This is a genomic window from Paenibacillus protaetiae, assembly GCF_004135365.1.
In the GTDB taxonomy this organism is placed as follows: domain Bacteria; phylum Bacillota; class Bacilli; order Paenibacillales; family Paenibacillaceae; genus Paenibacillus_AP; species Paenibacillus_AP protaetiae.
On record NZ_CP035492.1, the window covers coordinates 2,716,917 to 2,738,121 of the forward strand.

The following is a 21,205-nucleotide window of genomic DNA, read 5'->3' on the forward strand; positions in this document are numbered from 1 at the left end:
CGGGTGCTTCTGATTGAATGGTCCGCAGCCGCTTTGCCTTGCAGGCACCAGACCGGTTACTTCAGCTTGTTGCGCAAAAACTGGCGCACCGCGTCGGACAAATCTTCGCGCTCCAGCGCAAAGTCGATCGTCGCCTGCACGAAGCCAAGCTTATCGCCTACATCATAACGCATGCCGTCAAACGGATAGGCCACAAGAGGCTGCTGCTCCAGCAGGCGCTGCAAGCTGTCCGTCAATTGGATTTCGCCCGCCTTGCCCGGCGACGCCTTCTCCAGCAAATCAAAAATAGCCGGATGAAGCACGTAACGTCCCACCACTGCGCTGTTGGAAGGCGCTTGCCCCGGCAGCGGCTTCTCTACAAGCTGCGTAATTCTGCCGCCCCGCTGGCCGCCTTCAATCGCCGCAATGCCGTATTTGTGCGTCTGGTCCCAAGGCACTTCCATAACGGCTACGACGGATGCCTGTTCCCGCTCATAAATATCAATCATCTGTTTCAAGCAGGGCGGATCGGATTTCAAAATATCGTCGCCCAGCAACACGGCAAACGGTTCGTTGCCGATGAAACGCCTTGCGCACATGACTGCATGCCCAAGCCCCAGCGGCTCTTTTTGCCGGACATAATAAATATCCGCAAGCCGGGAAATGCTTTGCACCGTCTTCAGCAGCTCCTCATTGCCGCGCGCTTCCAGCTCGGCCTCCAGCTCATACGATTTGTCAAAATGGTCCTCAATCGCCCGCTTATGCCGGCCGCTCACAATGACAATGCTTTCAATGCCCGATTTCACAGCTTCTTCTACAATATATTGGATCGCAGGCGTATCAATAATGGGCAGCATTTCCTTTGGCTGTGCTTTCGTTGCGGGCAAAAAACGCGTACCCATACCTCCCGCCGGTATGATAGCCTTGCGAATCGATGATTGCGCCACGCTTCATTCTCTCCTTCCAAACCTTGCTAACCGCTTCCCTTATCTTAACCCTATTGAAGCGCCCATACAACTGCCTTTAGGCGTGGCCGGCTTTGACAGGAAGCGTGATGACAAAAGAAGCGCCCCCTTGGCTCGCCTCCGCTTCGATGGTGCCGTTATGGTTCTCCACGATTTTCCGGGCGATAGACAAGCCTAAACCGCTTCCTCCGGCGCTCCGGTCACGCGAGCGGTCCGCTTTGTAGAACCGCTCGAATATACGCTCGCGATCCTCTTCCGAAATGCCGATCCCCGTATCCGTCACGCGGACAACCGCATAGCCGTTTTTCTCCTGCAGCTGGAACGAGATCATGCCTTCCTCCGGCGTGAATTTCATGCTGTTCGCCAGCAAAATGACCCACACCTGATTCAGCTGGTCGCTGTCGGCCATAATCGTGGTTTCCTCCATCCGCAGCTCGACCGTCAGCCTTTTTGCCAGCCACTGCGGCTCAAACGTAAGCACCACGTCCCGCAGCTGCCGGTCGAGCCGGTAGCTGCTTGGCGTAAACGGCGTCTGGTTGGAATCCAGCGAGGCCAGCTTCAGCAAGTTTTCGCTTAACCGCGACAGGCGGCTGCTTTCCTGCTTAATGATGCCCACATAATGATCCCGTTCTTCGCGGGTAAGCAAATCGCTGCGAAGCGCCTCCGCAAAGCCGCCGATCGAAGTAAGCGGGGATTGGATTTCATGCGATACGTTGGAGACGAAGTCCTGCCGCATCATGTCCTGGCGGGAGAGGTTAAACGCCATCCGGTTAATGCTGTCGGCCAGCTCACCCAGCTCATCCCTCCGGTGCATCGGCAGCCTGGCGCTGTAATCCCCTTTGGAAATCCGTGTCGTAACGGCTCTCATCATCTTCAGCGGTTTCACCAAATAACGGGTTACAATTAATATTAATATCCCCCGGCTATTAATATGGTGAACAATATCGAATACGTATTGCGCTGGAAGCTGCGGAATTCCGGCTGATAGGACGGCATCATAAACACAGCCCACTGCATGCCGCCAAATCTGGCTCCGTGCCCGATTGCAACAGAACGCGGAGCGCCTATCCCGGCTTTTTCCATCTCAATCCGCTCCGTCCTGCCGTTAAATACATGTTGCAGCTGGGCCGCAGTGAGCCGGGAGACGATGCCTTCGCTGCGCGGCCCTGCCGCGATGTATTGGCCGTTCGGGGCAACGGCAACGATCGACAGCCCCTGCATCATCGCCGTTTCCTGCAGCAGCATCGGCAATGCCCGCGGCGCGGATACATTGTACAGCCGCTCGACGGATTCTAATGTGTTGAACAAACGATTTTCCATCTGATCGGAATTGTTTTTGCGGAACAATGAATTAGCCATCAGGAACGAGATGCCCATACTTAATAGTACAATGAGCAGAAAGCTGGCTGTAATCCGGACATATAAGCTGCGCATTTACGCCCCCTCCTCCAGCCGGTAGCCGAGGCTTCGGATCGTAACGATACGGAAGCCGCATTTGCTTTCGGGAAACCGTTCGCGCAGCCGCTTAATGTGCACATCTACCGTCCGCTCGTCGCCTTCGTAATCCATTCCCCATATTTGCTCAATCAAATGCTCCCGCGAAAAAGTTTTCCCCGGGTTGCTCGCCAGCTTAAACAGCAATTCGAACTCTTTGGGCGGGAGCGTCAGCTTCTCGCCTTGCGCCGTTACAAAATATTCGCTGTGGTTCATGACAAGCGAACCCACTTCCACCGTCTGCGATGCCGCAATCCGGTAGCGGCGCAGCAGCGCCTTCACCCGCACGACCAGCTCCGGCGGATCAAACGGCTTGACGACGTAATCATCCGCTCCCAGCTCGAAACCTTTTATTTTATGGGCCGTTTCCCCTTTAGCCGTCAGCAGCAAAAGCGGCATATCATACGCCCGCCGCAGCTCCTCGCATAACGTAAAGCCGTCCATGCGGGGCATCATCACATCCACGACCGCGAGGTCCGGCTTCACCGATTCCAAATGCTTCAGCGCGTCCATGCCGTCATGGGCCTCCAGCACCTCAAAGCCTTCCCGTTTCAAAAAAAGCCCGACCAGCTCGCGGATGTTCGGGTCATCGTCGACAATTAAGATTTTGGCCATCCTATTGTTCCTCCCTGATAGACAAACGTATAGCTAAGCAATACTGTACTACAGCTAGATGAAATATAAATGAAGAAAATTGCAGTTTGTTGACTTTCATCGTTATTTATAATAATTTCAAATAAGAACTTTAATTGTATTTCCGGATAGGAGGATATAGATATGATTTACAAATCCATTATTATCGGCACCGGCCCTGCAGGGCTGACCGCCGCCGTATATCTCGCACGCGCCAACATGGAGCCGCTTGTTATTGAGGGCTGGCAGCCGGGCGGCCAATTGACGACAACAACCGAAATCGAGAACTTCCCGGGTTTCCCGGAAGGCATCCTCGGCAGCGAGCTGATGTCCAATATGCGCAAGCAAGCGCAGCGTTTCGGCGCGGAATTCCGCACCGGTTCGGTGAAAAGCGTTGATTTCAGCAGCCGCCCGTTCAAGCTGGATGTTGAAGGCCAAGGCGAGCTGCTGGCGGAAACGGTCATCATTTCGACCGGCGCATCGGCGAAATACCTCGGCATCGAAGGCGAGCAGGAGAACATCGGACGCGGCGTCAGCACGTGCGCGACATGCGACGGATTCTTTTTCCGCAACAAAAAAATCGTCGTTATCGGCGGCGGGGACTCCGCAATGGAAGAAGCGCATTTCTTGACAAAGTTTGCAACAGAGGTTGAACTCGTCAACCGCCGCGAAGAGCTCCGCGCTTCGAAAATTATGCAGGACCGCGCGCGCAGCAATGAAAAAATCCGCTGGAGCCTGAACCGTACGCCGGTTGAAGTCGTATCCAACGGCATGAACGTAACCGGGCTGAAAGTCCGCAACAATGCGACCGGCGAAGAAGAACTGATCGAAACAAGCGGCGTCTTCATCGCGATTGGCCATACGCCAAACACCGGCTTCCTCGGCGGCCAGATTGATCTCGACGAACATGGCTACATCAAAACCGTACCCGGCTCGTCGTATACAAACATTCCTGGCGTCTTCGCCTGCGGCGACGTTCAAGACAGCAAATACCGCCAAGCGATCACTGCTGCAGGCAGCGGCTGCATGGCTGCGCTGGATGCGGAGCGTTTTATCGAGGAGCATGCGCTCGAAACCGTTAAATCCTAAATCGTGGCAAAATTCTTTTAAAAAAATGGTGTTTCTTTAGCCGCAAGCAGTGTATAATAAAGCTGTTGAGAGTGTTTCTAATATAAATGGTATGTTAACCCTGAATCCACAGCGCTGCACCGCTGTGGATGCGGCAAGGTACAACCCCGGATGGCTCATCCAGGTTGTACCTTTTTTATTTGCCTTTCTATTGACTTTTCTAATTCTTATATTATAATTATTATAAATAAGGAATTAGTTCAAATTGAATGTGAGAGTCAAGGGATCCGTTCCTTGGAATTCTCGGAAGAAGAAAGGATGATACAATATGACAACTCGTATTCATGAAATACTTAACCGCCAAATCGCCAGCTGGAGCGTGCTTTATGTCAAGCTGCACAACTACCATTGGTATGTAAAAGGAACGCAGTTCTTCACTTTGCACGAGAAATTCCAGCAGTTGTATGAAGAAGCTGCACTGCATGTCGATGAGCTGGCAGAACGACTGTTGGCGCTGAGAGGTAAACCGCTTGCTTCGATGAAGGCGTACATGGAGACGTCCGCCATTCGGGAAGCGGCCGGCGACGAGAACGCTACGCAAATGGTCGACACGCTGATCGGCGACTTCAGCATCCTGATCGAGGAGCTTAAAGCAGGCATGGAAGCCGCGCAAAACGCCGGCGATGAAACGACTGCCGATATGCTGCTCGCCATTCATACTACCCTTGAGAAACATGTATGGATGCTGAACGCCTTCAACGGTCGTTAACATAAAAAAGGGCGGAGCAAACGAATTCGCTTGCTCCGCCTGCAGGCTGCCGGATTGATATTCGGCAGCCTGCTTTGTTTATGAGATCGCATCCGCCAGCCCTGCGCGCTGGCGGGGGAGAACAGCCCGTTGGATGTTCCGGGCAGATAAGTCAGCCCTACGGTACGGGCTTGCTGGCAGATTGGCCAGCCCTGTGCGCTGCCTGATGAGGACACAGCATGGTGCTGGTGCGCGCTGGGCCGCCCGGCCGTCTACACTAGGCGCACTGTGCAGGAGACGGCTGGGCCGCTGGGTTGTCTACACTAGGCGCACTGTGCAGGAGCCGGCATTCCTCTCAGCCCAATAAACCTCGAGTGTGTCTCCGTCTTGCAGCGCGGCCACGCCTGCAGGAGTCCCCGTAAAAATCAGGTCTCCTTCCTTCAGGCCGAAGTTTGCCGCAATATGCTCGATCAGCTGCGGAATATGGAACAGCATATCTTTGCTGCTGCCCCGCTGCGCTTCAACGCCGCTTCGTACAAGCGTAAATTCGCTGTCCTGCAGCGCCTTCCAGCCTGGATAAGCAAGCCACTCGCCAAGCGGCGCCGAGTTTTTGAATCCTTTGGCATCCAGCCAAGGATGGCCTTTCGCTTTCAGCTTGCTTTGCACATCGCGCAGCGTCAGATCAAGGCCAAGCGCCATCGCGTCGACGCAAGCATCCGCATCCATGCCGGGCTCGTAGCTTTTGCCAACCCGCAGCACGATTTCCAGCTCAAAATGGATTTCGCCGCGCTCAGCGGGAAGCTCTACCGTTTGCCCGTTCATCGGCACCACCGCATGCGAAGGCTTCATAAATACCATCGGCGAATCGGGCACATCATTGCCCAGTTCAAGCGCATGCAGGCGATAGTTCCGTCCAATGCAATAAATGTTGCGAATATCCGTTGTCATTTGACTCTCTCCTCGTTATTTGGATCCAATCGGCATCGTCTTGCTAAATCAAACTGCAAAAATACATTTAATTGGGTCCATTTTATAGAAAAAAGGATCAACAACTGCATTTTTGCAGTTAAATCATCGCACTTGGGCTTAAATCGGTCAAAATCAGTTGAAATAACTGCATTTTTGCAGTTAAACCTTTCAAACTAGCAACTTCGTTAAAAAACAACTGCATTTTTGCAGTTTCAGTCGCGGTTACACCGGTCAAACTCGCAAGCCGGTTGCTCCGCCAGTCACGCGCACTGCCCGTCGCTTGCTCCAGCTCCACTGCCTCGTACACCCGCTTACCGCATGCTATGCCAGCCACGCGGCCCAGCCCGCCGCACCGGCACGCGAGCGCGGCGTAAATTATTTTTGCGCTGCGATTTGCTCGGCCAGCTCATTCAGTTCCGTCCAGCGGTCCATCAGCTGCTCCAGCTTCGCTTCCAGCTGCTGCTGCTGCTCCGCAAGCTCCTGCAGCTTGGCGGAGTCGCTTCCTGCCGCTTCCATTGCGGCGGCCACCGAGGCAAGCCGCTGTTCCGCTTCTTCAATCCAGCCGTCGATCTGCTCGAAGTCTTTTTGATCCTTATACGACATTTTCAGCTTGCGTTCCTTGCTTTCGCCACGAGACGCTTCCGGCCGGCTTCCGCCGCCATCGCGGCCCGTGCCCTGCTGCTTCCCGGGAGCGGCGGAAGGCGCAGCGCTTGCTGCCTGCTTGTCCGCATGCTCCTGATAATCGGAATAATTGCCCGTATGATGCGTAATGACGCCATTACCTTCAAACGCGATAATTTTGTCCACCGTCCGGTCCAGAAAGTAGCGGTCATGGGATACCACAAACACAACGCCCGGAAATTCATCCAAATACGACTCCAGCACGGTCAGCGTTGCGATGTCCAAATCATTGGTCGGCTCGTCGAGCATCAGCACGTTTGGCGCGCTCATCAGCACCCGCAGCAGCTGCAGGCGCCGCTTCTCGCCGCCGGACAGCTTGCCGATCAGGCTCCACTGCATCGCCGGCGGGAACAGGAACCGCTCCAGCATTTGCGCAGCGGAAATCGTCGTGCCGTCTCCGGTTTTGACCTGCTCCGCTTCCTCGCGGATATATTCAATAACACGAAGCGACTCGTCCATCTCTTCATGCTCCTGCGAGAACCAGCCCAGCTTCACTGTCTGGCCAAGCTCTACTGTGCCTTCGTCCGGCTGCAAATGGCCGGCAATAATTTTCATCAGCGTCGATTTGCCTTCCCCGTTGCGGCCTACGATGCCGACACGATCCTCCGGCACTGCAATATAGCTGAAATCACGAATGACCGTCCGCTCGCCAAACGATTTGCTCACGCCTTCGAGCTCCACAATTTTGCGGCCCAGCCGGGTGGAAGCTACCGAAATGTCCAGCTTGCCGCTGCCGGCCTGCGGCCCCTGCTTCTTCAAGTCTTCGAAACGGTCAATCCGTGCCTTTTGCTTCGTTGAACGCGCCTTTGCCCCGCGCCGGATCCACGCCAGCTCATTGCGCAGCAAGTTTTGCCGTTTCGCCTCGGACGCCGCTTCCCGCTCCTCACGCTCCAGCTTCAGCTCCAGAAACCGGCTGTAGTTCGCCTCATAAAAATGCGCCTTCCCTTTGTCCAGCTCAATAACGCGATTGCTGACACGGTCGAGGAAATAGCGGTCATGCGTAATCATCAGCAGCGCGCCGCGGCGTTTTTGCAGCATACTTTCGAGCCAGGCCACCGATTCGTTGTCAATATGGTTGGTCGGCTCGTCCAATATCAAAATATCCGACGGCTGCAGCAGTGCCGCTGCCATCGCCACGCGCTTGCGCTGCCCGCCGGACATCGTATCGACGCGAACGCCGCTGTCATAAATACCGAGCTTGGAAAGCGCCGTCTTGGCGTCGCTTTCCAGCTGCCATGCGTCCAGCTCATCCATCTTCTGATTCGCCGCAACAACCCGCTGCTGCAGCGCGGCATCGCCTGGATTCAGCTCCAGCGCTTCCATCGCCGCTGCATGCTCGCGTACAGCCTTCAGCTGCGGCGAATCGCCGCCCAGCACATGCTCCAGCGCCGTTTCGCCCGGCGTAAATACCGGGTCCTGCGCCAGCATCCGCACCGTTACGCGATTGCCAATCGAGATGGAGCCGGAATCCGGCGGCTCGATGCCCGCAATGACCTTCAGAAACGTCGACTTGCCGGTGCCGTTGACGCCGATAATGCCGATTTTGTCGCCGTCCTCGACGCCAAAATTCACGTCCTCAAACAGCATTTTTTCGCCGTAGCTTTTTGTTATATGTTCAACCGATAATAAATGCATTGTCAGTACCTACCTTGCCCAAACTGGTTCGGCCAGCCGGCCGCCACCCGTATCATACCATATTTTGCAGCCGTTTTGCCGCCTGCGAAAGACAAGCCGGCTCCGCGCTTTACGCGGCTGCAGTCACTGCCCATTCAGAAGGAGAATTGAAATGAATGAGGAATCTGTTGATGAATATCATTTTTATAGTGATATAAATTTGGAGGCGCTTTGGATGATCAAACGGTATTCCTATTTCTTTTTTTTGAGTTGTACAACTACTACGGCGGGCATTTTCTGATCGCTTTTCTATCCGGATTTTCGATCATCAATACTTTTTTTAAATTCAAACCCGAGTAAACATGTAAATTTAATCAAAATTAAAACATGGAGCGCGATGAAAGCGAAGCTGGTTGAGCCGCTCAGCGATTAAGGCCCCTCGTTCTCCGTCTTATAAATGGAATGGCGCGGGAAGACCGCAGCCCTACAGCCAGCATCATGCCGAATTAGTCCAGCAGCTCGTTTAAATACATTTTCCGGTTTTCCAAAAACCGCCGAGTGACCTGGTAATGGTCCGTTTCTTCATAAGAAACCGGATGAATGTTCCCGCCGTCAAAGCTGATAATATCCGCACCCGGATAACCAAGCAGAATAGGCGAGTGTGTAGCGATAATCAGCTGCGCGCTGCGCTGGAGGGTGTGAAGAATGCTCAGAAATGCAAGCTGGCGCGACGGCGACAACGCTGCCTCGGGCTCATCGAGCAAATAAATTCCCCGCTTCCCGAAACGGTTCTGGAACAATGCAAAAAAGGATTCGCCATGCGATTGCTGAAACAGCGATTTACCGCCGTACGGCCTGTAAATGAGCCATGCTTCTCCAGGATTTTCGCGTACCATTTCATCAATATGAGCAGAAAACTGGTAAAACGACTCCGCCCGCAAAAAAAATCCGTTTGTCACTTTCGGCAGCCAGGACAACCGCAAATAATCGCTAAGCGCCGCCTCCGAGCTGTCAAGCGTATATTGGTTGTTTCGCCCGCCGCCACCGGTATGAAACCCGCATTGGTATGCCATAGCTTCCAGCAGCGTGGATTTGCCCGAGCCGTTCTCCCCAACCAGAAAGGTAACCCGCTTGGTCAAGCGGAGCCGCTCCAGCGACCGGATGCTCGGAATGTTGAACGGGTATTGCTCCTGCATATGCGGGCTGATCCGGTCGTTCATTTTTGTTATTTCTCGCAAAAACATCCGGCTGTTCCTCCTTGAAAACCGTTCATTTGCGGCTGCCGCGGCGACAGGTGCACCACTAACTGCCGCTATTGCAGCAATCGCGGTGCCGCAGCTGCCCCGAGGTCAACAGCCCCTCCCTCCGATGGCCAGCCGCTCCACGCAAAAAAGGAGGGCCAAATGGCCGCAGCCATCTCGCTCTCCTTTTCATCTCTGCTACAGGTTGCCGATCATTTTCTCCGGGCGGACAAATTCGTCGAACTGCTCGGCGGTGAGCAAGCCGCTTTGAATCGCGGATTCCTTCAGCGTCAGGCCGTTTTTGTGTGCGTTTTTCGCGATTTTCGCCGCATTTTCGTAGCCGATATGCGGGTTGAGCGCGGTAACGAGCATCAGCGATTGCTCCAGGTTGCGTTGAATGACAGGCAGGTTCGGCTCAATGCCAACCGCACAGTTATCGTTAAACGACACCATGCCGTCCGCCAGCAAAGCAACGGATTGCAGGAAGTTATAAATGATGACCGGCTTGAACACGTTCAGCTCGAAGTTGCCTTGGCTGGCCGCCATGCCGATTGCCGTATCGTTGCCGATCACTTGGCATACCGCCATCGTAATCGCTTCGCTTTGGGTCGGATTCACTTTGCCCGGCATAATGGAGCTGCCCGGCTCGTTCTCCGGAATAACAATTTCGCCGATGCCGCAGCGCGGACCGCTGGCCAGCCATCTGACATCGTTGGCGATTTTCATCAAATCCGCGCCAAGCGCTTTGATTGCGCCGTGGGTATAAACGATATGATCATGGCTCGTCAAGGAATGGAACTTGTTTGGAGCCGTAACGAAACGTTTGCCGGTCAGCTCGGACACTTCCGCCGCTACCTGCTCGGCAAACTTCGGATGAGCGTTGAGGCCCGTGCCGACAGCCGTGCCGCCAAGCGCCAGCTCGCGCATATCCTCGAGGCTGTTTTCGATCATTTTGCGCGTCTTTTGCAGCATCGCATACCAGCCGCTTACTTCCTGGCCAAGCGTAATCGGCGTGGCGTCCTGCAGATGGGTTCTGCCGATTTTGACGATGTCCGCGAACTGCTTCATTTTTGCTTCCAATGTGGCGGACAGCTTGTCCAGCGAAGGCAGCAGGCGGTCTTCCACTGCAATGACACCCGCGATATGCATCGCCGCCGGGAACGTATCGTTGGAGCTTTGCGAACGGTTCACGTCGTCGTTCGGATGAATGCGCACTTCGCTGCCGCGCTCCTGCAGCAAATGGTTGGCGCGGTTTGCGATCACTTCGTTAACGTTCATGTTCGTTTGCGTGCCGCTGCCGGTTTGCCATACCACAAGCGGAAAATGCTCATCCCATTTGCCGGACAAAATTTCGTCTACGACCTCGCCGATAATGGATGCCTTCGCTTCATCAATCATGCCGATTTTAGCATTGGCTTGCGCCGCAGCCTTTTTCACGTAGGCCATCGCGTACACCGCTTCGATCGGCATCCGCTCGCCGCTGATTTTGAAATTTTGCAGGCTGCGCTGCGTTTGCGCACCCCACAGCTTGTCTGCAGGGACCTTGATTTCGCCCATCGTATCTTTTTCAATCCGGTATTCCATGCTTGATTGCCTCCTCATGTCCTGTTTACTACTTCTTACTTTATACTTAACGGATGGCTTATTTCAAATGCCGGAGCGCAGAGGCTTTAGCTTACCGCCCTTCTCTTCCATTCGGATAAAAACCGCCCTTTCGTTCGGCTGCTTATTGGGCGCATGCATCGCCAGAACAAGCCCGCCATCGAAGGCGCGGAACAACATGCCATGCCCGCCCTCTTCCGGAAGCAGCGGCTCAGGGTCATGCGTCCACGGACCGGTAACACTGCCCGATTCCGAACGCGCGACACCAATCGCGTAACCGTTCCGGGAGCTGCTCGACCACAACATCAGCAGCCCGCCGTCCGCAAGACGGTGCAGGAAAGGTCCGTCCGTCACATACACCGTGCCGTCCTGACCCGCTTTCGTCCACGGCGCTTCCGATGCGCTGAACAGCACAACCGGCTTGCCGGCAGCGCGGCGAAGATCTTCCTTCAGCGGCATGGCGCACATTTTGCCGTCCTTCACCTGCAGCCATTCATGGCAAAACACGATCCATGGGCTGCCGTTCCCGTCCAGATGCAGCGTGCCGTCCAGGCACTCCCATTCACGCGGCGTAACCGGCTCGCCTGTCAGCGGCTCGAATGGGCCAAGCGGCCCTTTGGCGACAAGCACCTGCGTTCCCCGCCGCCTATGCTCCGACTTAAAGGAAGCGAACATATAATACCGCCCGTTGTAGCTGTAAACTTCCGGCGCCCAGTAATGCCGGTCCGCCCAAAAGCCCGGTTCCGGACGGAATGCCGGATATGGCCCTTCCCAGTTGTCCAAATCTCTGCTGCGATAAACGTCGAACCCGGTTGCGGGTCCATTCCAGACGTTATCATCCGTCGTCCCGTATAAATAATAGAAACGATCATTGTGCTCAGCCAGTACATAAGGATCACGTATTCGAATGGCCGTCCGATGCGGCATGCCGTCCCCTCCGTTTCTTACAGCCCTTTGGCGCTGCGGTAAGCTTCGATATAAGCGGCGGATTTCTTCTCGATTAATGTAAGGTCGCCTGTTTTGACAGCGTCCTTTGTCAGGTCGGAACCAATGCCTACGGCAACTGCCCCGGCTTTGATCCAATCCTTCAAGTTATCGAGCGAAACACCGCCCGTCGGCATCAGGTTCGCTTGCGGCAGCGGGCCTTTGATTGCCGAAATAATGCTAGGCTGGAACAGGTTGCCCGGGAACAGCTTCACGACGTCGACCCCCAGCTCCAGCGCGCTTTGAATTTCATGAATCGTCATCGCGCCCGGCAGCACCGGAATCGCATAACGGTTGCACAATTTGATGGTGTCCGCGTTAAAAGCCGGAGCAACAACAAATTCCGCCCCTGCCAAAATCGCCGCGCGTGCCGTTTCCGGATCAAGCACCGTGCCGACGCCAATAACGGCAAATTGCTCAGAGGATGGGTCCGCAGCGCTGGAATATTCCCGAGCAAGCTGCTCGATTGCGCGTAATGCGAATGGTACCGTCATCGTAATTTCGATTATTTTAATGCCGCCTTTAATTGCGCGGCGGGCCATCTCCGCTACTTCTTCCGCCGAGTCGGCGCGCAATACCGCTACTACGCCGGCTTCCGCCACCTGCTGGATCACCTTGTGCTTCTTCATGTTTATTCCCTCCGATAAGTACGTATTCGTTCGATAATGTATGATGTTAGCCGCTTTCATTATAGTCCTTTAAAGCCCTTTCAGCAATGCGGTAAGCACTTTCAAGCATACCGCGGTGCAGCCGTCCGGCCATGCCGGACGGCTGTCATACGGCTGTGCCGGACGGCTGTCATACGGCTGTGCCGGACGGCTGTCATACGGCTGTGCAGCGTAACGCATGCGCAGAGCCGTCTGCTACTATAACCGCTCCTCCGAAGCGGCCGTTTCTCCGGCAGCGGCATGCGCTTTGGCGGCTCTGCCCGACATGAGCCATCCGCCCAGCGCAATAAGCGCAAGCACGGCATAAAACAGGCTTTTCCATAGGCCGCTTTCCGCAAACGAGTGGGAAATCACATGCAGAAAAGGATGCGCGAGCGTATGAACCGCAAGCTTCACGCCAACCCAGCCGACAATGGCAAAAGCCGCCAGCTCAAGCACCGGACGGGCATGCAGCAGCTTGACGAAAAAATTGGCGGCAAAACGCATAATGATCAGCCCGATCAGGCCGCCCAGGAATACGACAATAAACTGCCCGCCGTCCATACCTCCAATGGACGGAATGCCGCTTGCCGGAAGCGCAACGGCAAGCGCAACCGCCGCCAGGATGGAGTCAATCGCAAACGCGATATCCGCCAGCTCCACCTTCAGTACGGTAGTCCAAAATCCCGACTGCCTGCCCTTCTCCTTCGGCAGCGCTCCGGTTTTTTTTCTGCAAAATTTTACAATATTGCTCGCTGAGATGAACAGCAAATAAAGAGCGCCAATCGCCTGCACCTGCCATACGTCTACAAGGAACGAAATGAGAAACAGCGAAGCAAAACGAAATATAAATGCGCCAAACAACCCGTAAAACAGCGCCTTCTTGCGCTTTTGCTCATCCAGATGTTTAACCATAATCGCGAGTACAAGCGCATTGTCGGCAGCCAGCAATCCTTCCAGCAGCACCAGGATTATCAATACCCAGCCATACTCCATCAACAATGAAACGTCCATGCCGTTCCTCCTCATTTTGTGGGAATAGATGCAAAAAAAGACCTTTACCATCGAAGCAAAAAGACCGCTGATGCGGTGCTGTTTTGCGACTATGGTAAAGGTCTCGCCTGCAATGGGTCATTGCCAATAAAACCGGGGAATGTTTATTCCCGTAATGACGGCTTTATTGAGGCAGCTACTCCCCTTTATTATTTTCATTCGTAATACTCGTTTGAGCGGCATTTGGTTTCAATTTGCGCAATAAATATTTTTCCAGCGCCGCGCTGCTAAATCGATTTAACGGTACCGCCGTCTATAAGCAGCGATTGCCCCGTTACATATGTGTTGGCGAAAGAGCCGAGGAAAACGGCCATCGCTGCAAATTCCTCCGGCGTGCCGATTCGTCCCAGCGGAATTTGCGATACCGCAGCCGCTTGCACCTGCTCAACGGGAATGCCAAGCTGGTCGGCACGCGCCCGGTCAAGCTGAACGATTCGATCCGTCCCGATTCGTCCAGGCGAAACGGTGTTGACCAGTATGCCGTCCGGGCCAAGCTCGGTTGCGAGGCTGCGGGTCAGCGCATGAACGCCGGCGCGGAATACGCTGGATAAAATAAGCCCTTCCGTAGGCTGTTTAATCGAAGTGGAAGCAATATTCACAATTCTTCCCCCGTCACTCGCTTCACGAAGATGAGGGAGCGCTTCGCGGATCAGACGCACGACGCTCAGCAGATTAACTTCAAAGCTGCTTTGCCAATCCTCGTCGGCGAACGCCTCGAAACTTCCCGACGGCGGTCCTCCTGCATTCGTAACCAGCACATCAATGCCGCCATGGGCATCGGCAGCTGCGGCAATCGCCGCCTGCACATCAGAAGCGCTGCTGACATCCATTCGCTGGACAAGCGGTCTTATGCCCGTTGCCGCTGTAATATCCGCCTGCGCGACACGAAGCTCTTCTTCATTGCGGCTTGCAATGGTAACGAGAGCGCCTTCCCGCGCATACTGCAGCGCCATTGCACGGCCTAGTCCTTTGCTTGATGCAGCTACAAAAACCGACTTATGCTTCAGATGCAAATCCATATCCCGTCACTCCCGACTTGTCCAAAATGAGAGTTGTCCGTCCGGCGGACAACATGCGGTGCCTGCCTCCATCATAACGCTATTGCAGCCGGAATTGAAGTATATCTGTAAGATCAGCAGCAGCAGGCGCAGAAAAGGAACTGCTTTGGGTTTACCCCCCAAATATTCACGGCTTGTCCATTGATTTATACGGTGACGTCGAGGCGCGGCCGGCCGAACTGGTCCGGCACCCGCTGCCGAGCCGGCAGAACGGCGGAATACCCGGCGCAGCCCATAGAACCGGCCTGCGTATTTTACGAGCAGCGCGGACCGGTTCTATGGACGGGTTAACCTAACGAGCCTGTATCCCGCTTATGAATTAAAAACTCGATAAACGCCCTCACCTGCCTTGATATTTGCTCCTCCCGGCGGGTAAACCAAGCAAATATGGCGCCGGTTCTCATGCTGCGGAAGATCGCGCATAACAAGCTCGCCCGCCGCCGCTTCCCGCAGGACGCTCCGCTTTGGCAAGACGCCAATGCCAATGTTGCATTTGACCGCCTCTTTAATTGTTTCGATAGCGCCCAGCTCCATAAACGACTCCCATTCCAGCCCGAAACTGTCCGCCCATTCGTCGGTCAGCTTGCGTGATGTTGAACCGGCTTCATGCAGCAGGAACGTTTGCGGCTGCAGACTGGCAAGCGTAAGTTCGGCATGCTGCGCCAGCGGATGGGACGGAGACAGGAGCAGCTTATGCTCATCCTCCATCAGATTCTCCATTACAAACCCTTCCAGATCGTCCGCCGGCAGCGAAATGACGGCGGCATCAATTTCATATTTGCGGAGCATGTGCAGCAAATTATCCGCTTTTTTGACAGCGAGCTGAATGCGCGTACGCGGAAACAACCCGCCAAATTCCGCAATATAAGGCGGCAGCAAATAAGTAGCCGGCGTATAGCTTGCTCCCAGCTTCAGCCTGCCTTCGCCGCGGTCCCGTCGGTCCTTGGCCATCGCCCCGGCTTCCTCCATCAGCGACACAATCCTTCTGGCATACGGAAGCAGATCCGCTGCATTGTCGGTCGGGTACAAGCTGCGCGCCAGCTTATGGAACAGCTTGATGCCCAGCTCCTCCTCCAGCTTGCGCAAATGAAAGCTGACCGTCGGCTGCTTCAGCCCCAGCTTCTCCGCCGCATCCTGCAGCGTGCCGCCGCTGCTGCGGGACCCAAATAAAAAAAGCTCCTGCAGGCCGTTATCTGGCTTACAGAAGCAGAATAATTTGTATTATTACAGGTCGTACTAGCTCAACAGCGTGGCCAGGAGATCACAACACCTTTCTAGCCTGGTCAACGATTACAAGGCGGCTGCAGACGCAAGAAGGACGCCATGAGCGCGAGCTCGTTGCTCTCTCGGAGCACAAGGACGTTGAAAAGGGAACGGGAGCGCTGGCCATCCGAACGGAGTACCAGGCCTTTGGGGATGTTTTCTTAGGTCACTCTATCCGGAGTTAGAGAGATCTAAGTAGTAACGAATATAATCGAGACACTACTTCATCAATAGCTGCTTGAGTCATTAATTTATCTAACGATTCAATAATAAAGAAATCATTCGCTATTTCTACCCCTTTTGGTAATTGATCATATGTCACTAGAATTGCAAAATTACCGTTTGGGGGTGTCTTGTTTTCATTTTTGTATTTTTCGATAATTCTATTATATATTACTATTGTTGTATCATCAGTTAATTTAGCGACCATACTTTCCCCATGATTTACCCACCATATTTGAAAAGAGTCCCAAACTTCACGGAATCTCTTTAAACCATCTTCGTTACTTTCAAATACGCCTACCTTCAAGCTCGGGGAACCATCGGGCAGCTTATGGTTTGGCGATGGCAAAATCGGCATTGATACCGGCGCGAAACATGGCCGGCGGCTGACATTATTTGATGTCCACAAGCGGCTTGGCTACTGGTGCTCTACTGGTCCGGGCTTGGCGCATGCAGAAGTGAAGATGACCCGTTATTGAAGACAAAGGCTTGAGGATATCATCCTCAAGCCTTTGTCTTGTCTACATGAACAGCTCTATGGCCAGCCCGTTTACGCACGTCATCCGTACTCTATGGGCCAGGCGCGGCGATCCCTTCCTAGCTCTCGTCCCCGTACCACAGCTTGCGGAAGCTGTCGCTTTCGGCAAGCAGCGTCTCGGACGTGCCTTCGGCTTCGATGCCGCCGTCCTTCAGCACAATAATATGATCGGCGCGCGCCAGCACCGCCTTCCGGTGGGTCACGACCAGGCATGCCGCATCGCCCCGCTCCCGGAACATGCGCTCCCACAGCAGCCGCTCCGTCTCGACGTCCAGCGCGCTCGACAAATCGTCGAACACGTACAGCTCGCTGTCGCGCACGAGCATACGGGAAGCAGCCGTGCGCTGCGCCTGACCGCCGGACAGCTTGACGCCGCGCGGCCCAATCACCGTCTCCAGCCCTTGCTGCAGCCGCTCGATGTCGGCATCCAGCACTGCCGTATGGAGCGCCCGCTCCAGCCGCCCTCCTTGATCATCATGCCCCAGCAAAATATTGTCCTTCAGCGTATCGCTGTACAGCCGAGGCACCTGCGCCGTATAAGCGCTGCGCGGCGGCGTAAAGAAATTGCCCGGATCGGCAACCGGCCTGCCGTTCCAGCGGACCTCCCCCGCATCATGCGGCAGCAGGCCAAGCAGCGTGCGCACAAGCGTTGTTTTGCCGGAGCCGATTGGCCCCGTTACAACGGTAAAGGAGCCTTTGCGCAAGCTTAGGCGGATATCCTCGATCCCCCTGCCCGTATCCGGATAGCGGTACGTTAAACCGTCCGCCTCGAGCAGCTTCAAGGGTTCAAACGGTGTGCCGTTTGCGCTCTCCCCCGCCTTCTTCCCGCGCGGCTCTACACCGTTCGCGTGCTCCTGCCGCTCCGCAGCCTGCCGTTCCCTGCGGTCCAAATAAAGCGGATTCCGCGCCGACAGCACTGTCGCGGGGCTTCCTTGCAGAATGCCGGCCAGACGCCGGAACGAAACCGTCATTTGCTTGAAATGGGTCAGGAACGTGCCGAAATTCGAAATAAACTGCGTCACAAACGTCAAGTAATAAATAAACAGCGAGAAGTCGCCGATCGTAAAGCTTCCGCCGCGCATTTTGTGGCCTGCCAGCAGCAGGATCAGCCCCGTCCCTAAATTGACCGTGTTGGAAAATACAGAGTTCAGCAGCTCGGACATGAGCTTGTCCTTCAGCATCGTTTGGCGGCGGGCGTCGTTCAGCTGCCGGAAGCGCCCGATCACCCGCTCCTCGGCGCCCGCGACTTGAATCGCCTGCACGCTGCCGAACATTTCGCTGATCGCTCCGGTAACTGCCGCCGTCGATTCACGGCTGGCTGCGCGGTATTTTTGCAGGCGGCTTGTCGCCAGCTGCGCCCCGATTACAATGATGACCAGCGGCAGGAACACAAACAGCGTCATCTGCGCGTCGATGCCGATCAGAATTACGCTGGATACGGCGGCAAAGGTTAACATCCCGAACGCATCCACCGACCAGCTGACCGTCTCCTCCGTCTGATCAACATCATCGCGGAAATGGCTGATCGCTTCGCCCGGGCTGCAAGGAATGGCGCGGGCGCCGGGCTCCTTCAGAATATGCTCCAGCAGGTTGCGCCGCACCAGCATGCCCACCCGGAAGCGGAAATGCACATCGGTGACAAAACCGATAAAGATGCTCGCGCAGCGGGCAAGCGCCGCTCCAATAAGCAAAGCGACAAGCGCCCATGTGCCGTATGCCGCAGCTGAGTCCAGCGTAAGCGAATCAAAAAAAGCTTTTGTAATTAACCCGGGGAAGATCGGCATTAAATAAATAACCGTCCAGGCCATGGCGTTGCATGTGTACCAGACCGGCCGCGAGCGGAGCAGCCGCCAAAAATAAGCGTATACGTTCATTACGCAAGCACCTCCTCAAGACCAACGGCCAGCATACGGCTGAACCGCGAGCCGGAATCGGCGGCCAGCTTCCCTCTGGCGCCGTTCTCCACCACTTCGCCCTGCTCGAGAATTATAATCCGGTCCGCCCGTTGTACGGTAGCAAGCCGGTGGGCGATAATGATGCATGTCCGGCCGGCCAGCAGCTTGTCCATCGCCTTCTCCACATGATGCTCGGTCAGCGGATCCAGGCGCGAGGAAGCTTCATCGAGAATGACAAGGCCGGGATCGGTCAAAAAGACACGCGCAAACGCCAACAGCTGCGCTTCCCCGGCAGACAGTCCGCCGCCCCCGGAAGCGAGCCGTGTATCCAGCCCTTCCGGCTGCGAAGCAAGCCAGCCGCTTAAGCCCAGCTCCTCCAGCACCTCCATAATCGCTTCGTCTGCAATGCTCTCATTATAGAACGTCAAATTATCGCGGATCGTGCCCTGCAGAATTTCAATATTTTGCGTCACAAGCGCAACCTTGCTTCTCAGCTCATGCAGCGTACATTCCCGAATGTCAACGCCGCCAAGCAAGATACCGCCCTGCTGCGGGTCGTAAAACCGGAGCAGCAGCCGGGCGATTGTCGTTTTGCCGCTGCCGGTCCGGCCCAGCAGACCTGCCACTTCTCCCGGCTCCAGCCGGATGTCCAGCCGCTCCAGCGTCGGCTTGTCGTCGTAACCAAACGACAGATCGCGGAACTCGACGCTAAGCGCGCCGTCCGGCAGCAAGGCTCCCGGTCCGTCCTCGACCTTGGAACGCATGGCCAGCAGGCTGCGGATGCGAAGCAGGCTGGCGTCGGCCTTCTGTAAATCTTCAATTTGGGTGCGGATTTTTTCAATTGGCTTGCCCATCAGCTCCGTGTAATAAAAAATGAGATATACGGTGCCGATTGAAATGCTGCCTTTATGCCACAAATAAGCGCTGATGACAAAAGCAACCGCATTGCCAAGCGCAAACACCACAATGGTCGTCATCCACATCGCGGCAAAGCCAAAAAAAGCGTTGCGGCGGAGCGGCAGCATCCGCCGCAGCAGCCCGTAAAAACGGTTCATGACAAAGCCGGTCGCCCCGTTGGCGCGGGTATCTTCCGTTCCTTCCAAATGCTCGCCGATAAAGCCGTAAAACTCGGCGTTTGACTGGCGCCATTTGGCCCATGCGGACACCGTAAATTTGCGGATCCATTGAATGACAAATACGGCGAACAGGACAAACAGCAGCATGCCCGCTCCAATCCATACATGCTCGCGGAACAGCAAGACGATAATGCCCGCCAGCAGCAGCAGGTTGCCTGCCAAATTAATGATAAAGCTGGAGAAAAAATTGGCGAGCGCGTTCACATCCCCGTCTACCCGTTCAATAATAGAGCCGGATGTATTGGACTTGTGGAATGTCATGTCGAGCTTCAGGCAATGCTCGGCCAGGTCGCCGCGAAGCCGGTTAGTTGTCAGCCAAGCCAGATTTTCGCTGACATACGTTGCGATAACGGATACGAGCTGCTGCAAAAGCGCAAAGCCGATAAATAACCCTGCGGCATAATAAAGCGGCTCCATCGTTGCGCCGGAGCCGGCGGTATCAATAAAATAGCGGATGATTTGCGGACTGACGAGCTGGAGCAGCGTGGACGCCAATAATAAAGCCGTTAAGGCGATTAATGTTTTTTTCCACGGAAATAAATACTGCTTTAACACTTCGTAATACTGATTCATTTTTTTGGCAGGCTGATCTTGGCTGTTTAACGCGGCCATGATGCTCCTCCTTTACCGGTATAGTGGGGGGCGCGAAGGCTAAGATGGTAAATTACGACAATCATTCGTTTATATCCTCTTTGAAATGGTAAAATAGCTGTAATTATTATGATGAAGCGGAGGGGACAGACATGCAATACGAATATTTGCTTCGGCTTCTGATTGCCGGCATATGCGGGGCCGTTATCGGATATGAACGCAAAAGCCGTAAAAAAGAAGCCGGCATCCGGACGCATTTTATCGTTTCGCTTGGTGCTTCGTTAATGATGATGATTTCGAAATACGGCTTTATGGACCAGCTTGGCTGGGGTGGGCTTTCGCTGGACCCTTCCCGGGTAGCGGCTCAGGTTGTAAGCGGGGTCGGCTTTCTTGGCGCAGGCATGATCTTTATGCAAAAGCAGACGGTTCGCGGGCTGACGACCGCTGCAGGCATATGGGCGACGGCCGGCGTCGGCATGGCAATCGGGGCGGGCATGTATACGGTGGGCATCAGCGCTGCCATCGTTGTGCTTGCGGGGCAGGCGATCCTGCATAAGCCGTTCCGCTGGCTTCGCACCGACAAAAACGAGCAGCTGACGATCCGCCTCGCCAACGATCACGGATCTATTGATGCTATCTTAAACTGGCTGAAAGCCAAAGATGTCGCCATCTTGAGCTTCCATGCCGAAGCCGGGCTGCAGGAGCATTCCGAACTGGCGCTCGAGCTGTTCGTCCGTTTGCCTGCGGCAAGCGACCCCGGCCGGCTGCTCGACATGCTCCAGGAAGTCCCTTGCGTCAAATCGGTGGAAATGCAATAACCTGTC

General features: G+C 54.9%; 21 protein-coding genes. 3 read left to right on the plus strand and 18 right to left on the minus strand.

Annotation, left to right across the window (positions count from 1 at the left end; translation table 11 throughout):
• Positions 1-56: 56 nt before the first annotated feature.
• The 4 genes from galU to ET464_RS12560 all read right to left on the minus strand — a co-directional run bounded on the left by galU (position 57) and on the right by ET464_RS12560 (position 3,053).
• Positions 57-881, minus strand: coding sequence for a UTP--glucose-1-phosphate uridylyltransferase GalU (gene galU, locus ET464_RS12545; RefSeq protein WP_244226769.1), 825 nt, complete (start codon positions 879-881; stop codon positions 57-59).
• A gap of 121 nt (positions 882-1,002) precedes the next feature.
• On the minus strand, positions 1,003-1,815 hold the full coding sequence (locus ET464_RS12550; protein ID WP_129441374.1) for a HAMP domain-containing sensor histidine kinase: 813 nt from the start codon (positions 1,813-1,815) through the stop codon (positions 1,003-1,005).
• A 38-nt stretch (positions 1,816-1,853) separates the two neighbouring features.
• Positions 1,854-2,378 (minus strand): hypothetical protein, encoded by a 525-nt coding sequence (locus tag ET464_RS12555; RefSeq protein WP_129441376.1) that lies wholly within the window; start codon positions 2,376-2,378, stop codon positions 1,854-1,856.
• Positions 2,379-3,053, minus strand: coding sequence for a response regulator transcription factor (locus tag ET464_RS12560; protein WP_129441378.1), 675 nt, complete (start codon positions 3,051-3,053; stop codon positions 2,379-2,381). It abuts the gene before it with no gap.
• Between the two features lie 165 nt (positions 3,054-3,218).
• On the opposite strand from ET464_RS12560, the gene trxB reads away from it, so the two are divergent.
• Together trxB and ET464_RS12570 are read left to right on the plus strand one after the other, a co-directional pair.
• A complete protein-coding gene (trxB, locus tag ET464_RS12565) occupies positions 3,219-4,160 on the plus strand; it encodes a thioredoxin-disulfide reductase (protein ID WP_129444352.1) in 942 nt (313 codons plus the stop codon).
• Positions 4,161-4,467: 307 nt separating this feature from the next.
• Positions 4,468-4,908: a Dps family protein gene (locus ET464_RS12570; RefSeq protein ID WP_129441380.1), complete on the plus strand. Its 441-nt coding sequence runs from the start codon at positions 4,468-4,470 to the stop codon at positions 4,906-4,908.
• Between the two features lie 297 nt (positions 4,909-5,205).
• Here ET464_RS12570 and ET464_RS12575 read toward each other — a convergent pair whose 3' ends face one another.
• From ET464_RS12575 to ET464_RS12640, 14 genes are all read right to left on the minus strand, one after another.
• Positions 5,206-5,835, minus strand: coding sequence for a fumarylacetoacetate hydrolase family protein (locus ET464_RS12575; protein ID WP_129441382.1), 630 nt, complete (start codon positions 5,833-5,835; stop codon positions 5,206-5,208).
• A 118-nt stretch (positions 5,836-5,953) separates the two neighbouring features.
• Positions 5,954-6,151, minus strand: a complete 198-nt coding sequence (locus ET464_RS12580; RefSeq protein ID WP_129441384.1) for a hypothetical protein — start codon at positions 6,149-6,151, stop codon at positions 5,954-5,956.
• Between the two features lie 80 nt (positions 6,152-6,231).
• A complete protein-coding gene (locus tag ET464_RS12585; RefSeq protein WP_129441386.1) occupies positions 6,232-8,172 on the minus strand; it encodes an ABC-F family ATP-binding cassette domain-containing protein in 1,941 nt (646 codons plus the stop codon).
• A gap of 485 nt (positions 8,173-8,657) precedes the next feature.
• Complete coding sequence (locus ET464_RS12590) at positions 8,658-9,395, minus strand: AAA family ATPase (RefSeq protein WP_129441388.1); 738 nt, start codon at positions 9,393-9,395, stop codon at positions 8,658-8,660.
• A 195-nt stretch (positions 9,396-9,590) separates the two neighbouring features.
• Positions 9,591-10,976: a class II fumarate hydratase gene (gene fumC, locus ET464_RS12595; protein WP_129441390.1), complete on the minus strand. Its 1,386-nt coding sequence runs from the start codon at positions 10,974-10,976 to the stop codon at positions 9,591-9,593.
• 63 nt (positions 10,977-11,039) lie between these two features.
• Positions 11,040-11,921: a glycoside hydrolase family 43 protein gene (locus ET464_RS12600; protein WP_129441392.1), complete on the minus strand. Its 882-nt coding sequence runs from the start codon at positions 11,919-11,921 to the stop codon at positions 11,040-11,042.
• Between the two features lie 17 nt (positions 11,922-11,938).
• Positions 11,939-12,607 (minus strand): bifunctional 2-keto-4-hydroxyglutarate aldolase/2-keto-3-deoxy-6-phosphogluconate aldolase, encoded by a 669-nt coding sequence (locus ET464_RS12605; protein ID WP_129441394.1) that lies wholly within the window; start codon positions 12,605-12,607, stop codon positions 11,939-11,941.
• Between the two features lie 69 nt (positions 12,608-12,676).
• Positions 12,677-12,826, minus strand: a complete 150-nt coding sequence (locus ET464_RS20345) for a hypothetical protein (protein ID WP_244226524.1) — start codon at positions 12,824-12,826, stop codon at positions 12,677-12,679.
• An 18-nt stretch (positions 12,827-12,844) separates the two neighbouring features.
• The gene (locus ET464_RS12615) at positions 12,845-13,639 is read right to left on the minus strand and encodes a TerC family protein (RefSeq protein ID WP_129441398.1); all 795 of its coding nucleotides are present in this window, start codon (positions 13,637-13,639) and stop codon (positions 12,845-12,847) included.
• Between the two features lie 266 nt (positions 13,640-13,905).
• Entirely contained in the window at positions 13,906-14,697 is a 792-nt protein-coding gene (locus tag ET464_RS12620; RefSeq protein WP_129441400.1) for an SDR family oxidoreductase, read from the minus strand.
• A gap of 351 nt (positions 14,698-15,048) precedes the next feature.
• Entirely contained in the window at positions 15,049-15,822 is a 774-nt protein-coding gene (locus tag ET464_RS12625) for a LysR family transcriptional regulator substrate-binding protein (RefSeq protein WP_244226525.1), read from the minus strand.
• A 358-nt stretch (positions 15,823-16,180) separates the two neighbouring features.
• On the minus strand, positions 16,181-16,528 hold the full coding sequence (locus ET464_RS12630) for a hypothetical protein (protein ID WP_129441402.1): 348 nt from the start codon (positions 16,526-16,528) through the stop codon (positions 16,181-16,183).
• 290 nt (positions 16,529-16,818) lie between these two features.
• Entirely contained in the window at positions 16,819-18,633 is a 1,815-nt protein-coding gene (locus ET464_RS12635) for an ABC transporter ATP-binding protein (protein ID WP_129441404.1), read from the minus strand.
• Positions 18,633-20,402: an ABC transporter ATP-binding protein gene (locus tag ET464_RS12640; RefSeq protein ID WP_244226526.1), complete on the minus strand. Its 1,770-nt coding sequence runs from the start codon at positions 20,400-20,402 to the stop codon at positions 18,633-18,635. The genes ET464_RS12635 and ET464_RS12640 overlap by 1 nt, the downstream gene beginning before the upstream one ends.
• Before the next feature lie 131 nt (positions 20,403-20,533).
• On the opposite strand from ET464_RS12640, the gene ET464_RS12645 reads away from it, so the two are divergent.
• Positions 20,534-21,199, plus strand: a complete 666-nt coding sequence (locus ET464_RS12645) for an MgtC/SapB family protein (protein WP_129441406.1) — start codon at positions 20,534-20,536, stop codon at positions 21,197-21,199.
• Positions 21,200-21,205 lie beyond the last annotated feature (6 nt).

Coding starts and splice junctions, on each gene's coding strand:
- ET464_RS12590 (WP_129441388.1), bottom strand. CDS start 9,395: ATGTTTTTGCGAGAAATAACAAAAATGAACGACCGGATCAGCCCGCAT.
- ET464_RS12550 (WP_129441374.1), bottom strand. CDS start 1,815: ATGATGAGAGCCGTTACGACACGGATTTCCAAAGGGGATTACAGCGCC.
- ET464_RS12560 (WP_129441378.1), bottom strand. CDS start 3,053: ATGGCCAAAATCTTAATTGTCGACGATGACCCGAACATCCGCGAGCTG.
- fumC (WP_129441390.1), bottom strand. CDS start 10,976: ATGGAATACCGGATTGAAAAAGATACGATGGGCGAAATCAAGGTCCCT.
- ET464_RS12615 (WP_129441398.1), bottom strand. CDS start 13,639: ATGGACGTTTCATTGTTGATGGAGTATGGCTGGGTATTGATAATCCTG.
- ET464_RS12575 (WP_129441382.1), bottom strand. CDS start 5,835: ATGACAACGGATATTCGCAACATTTATTGCATTGGACGGAACTATCGC.
- ET464_RS12605 (WP_129441394.1), bottom strand. CDS start 12,607: ATGAAGAAGCACAAGGTGATCCAGCAGGTGGCGGAAGCCGGCGTAGTA.
- galU (WP_244226769.1), bottom strand. CDS start 881: ATGGGTACGCGTTTTTTGCCCGCAACGAAAGCACAGCCAAAGGAAATG.
- ET464_RS12640 (WP_244226526.1), bottom strand. CDS start 20,402: ATGGCCGCGTTAAACAGCCAAGATCAGCCTGCCAAAAAAATGAATCAG.
- ET464_RS12645 (WP_129441406.1), top strand. CDS start 20,534: ATGCAATACGAATATTTGCTTCGGCTTCTGATTGCCGGCATATGCGGG.
- ET464_RS12635 (WP_129441404.1), bottom strand. CDS start 18,633: ATGAACGTATACGCTTATTTTTGGCGGCTGCTCCGCTCGCGGCCGGTC.
- ET464_RS12600 (WP_129441392.1), bottom strand. CDS start 11,921: ATGCCGCATCGGACGGCCATTCGAATACGTGATCCTTATGTACTGGCT.
- ET464_RS12555 (WP_129441376.1), bottom strand. CDS start 2,378: ATGCGCAGCTTATATGTCCGGATTACAGCCAGCTTTCTGCTCATTGTA.
- ET464_RS12585 (WP_129441386.1), bottom strand. CDS start 8,172: ATGCATTTATTATCGGTTGAACATATAACAAAAAGCTACGGCGAAAAA.
- ET464_RS12570 (WP_129441380.1), top strand. CDS start 4,468: ATGACAACTCGTATTCATGAAATACTTAACCGCCAAATCGCCAGCTGG.
- ET464_RS20345 (WP_244226524.1), bottom strand. CDS start 12,826: ATGCGTTACGCTGCACAGCCGTATGACAGCCGTCCGGCACAGCCGTAT.
- ET464_RS12620 (WP_129441400.1), bottom strand. CDS start 14,697: ATGGATTTGCATCTGAAGCATAAGTCGGTTTTTGTAGCTGCATCAAGC.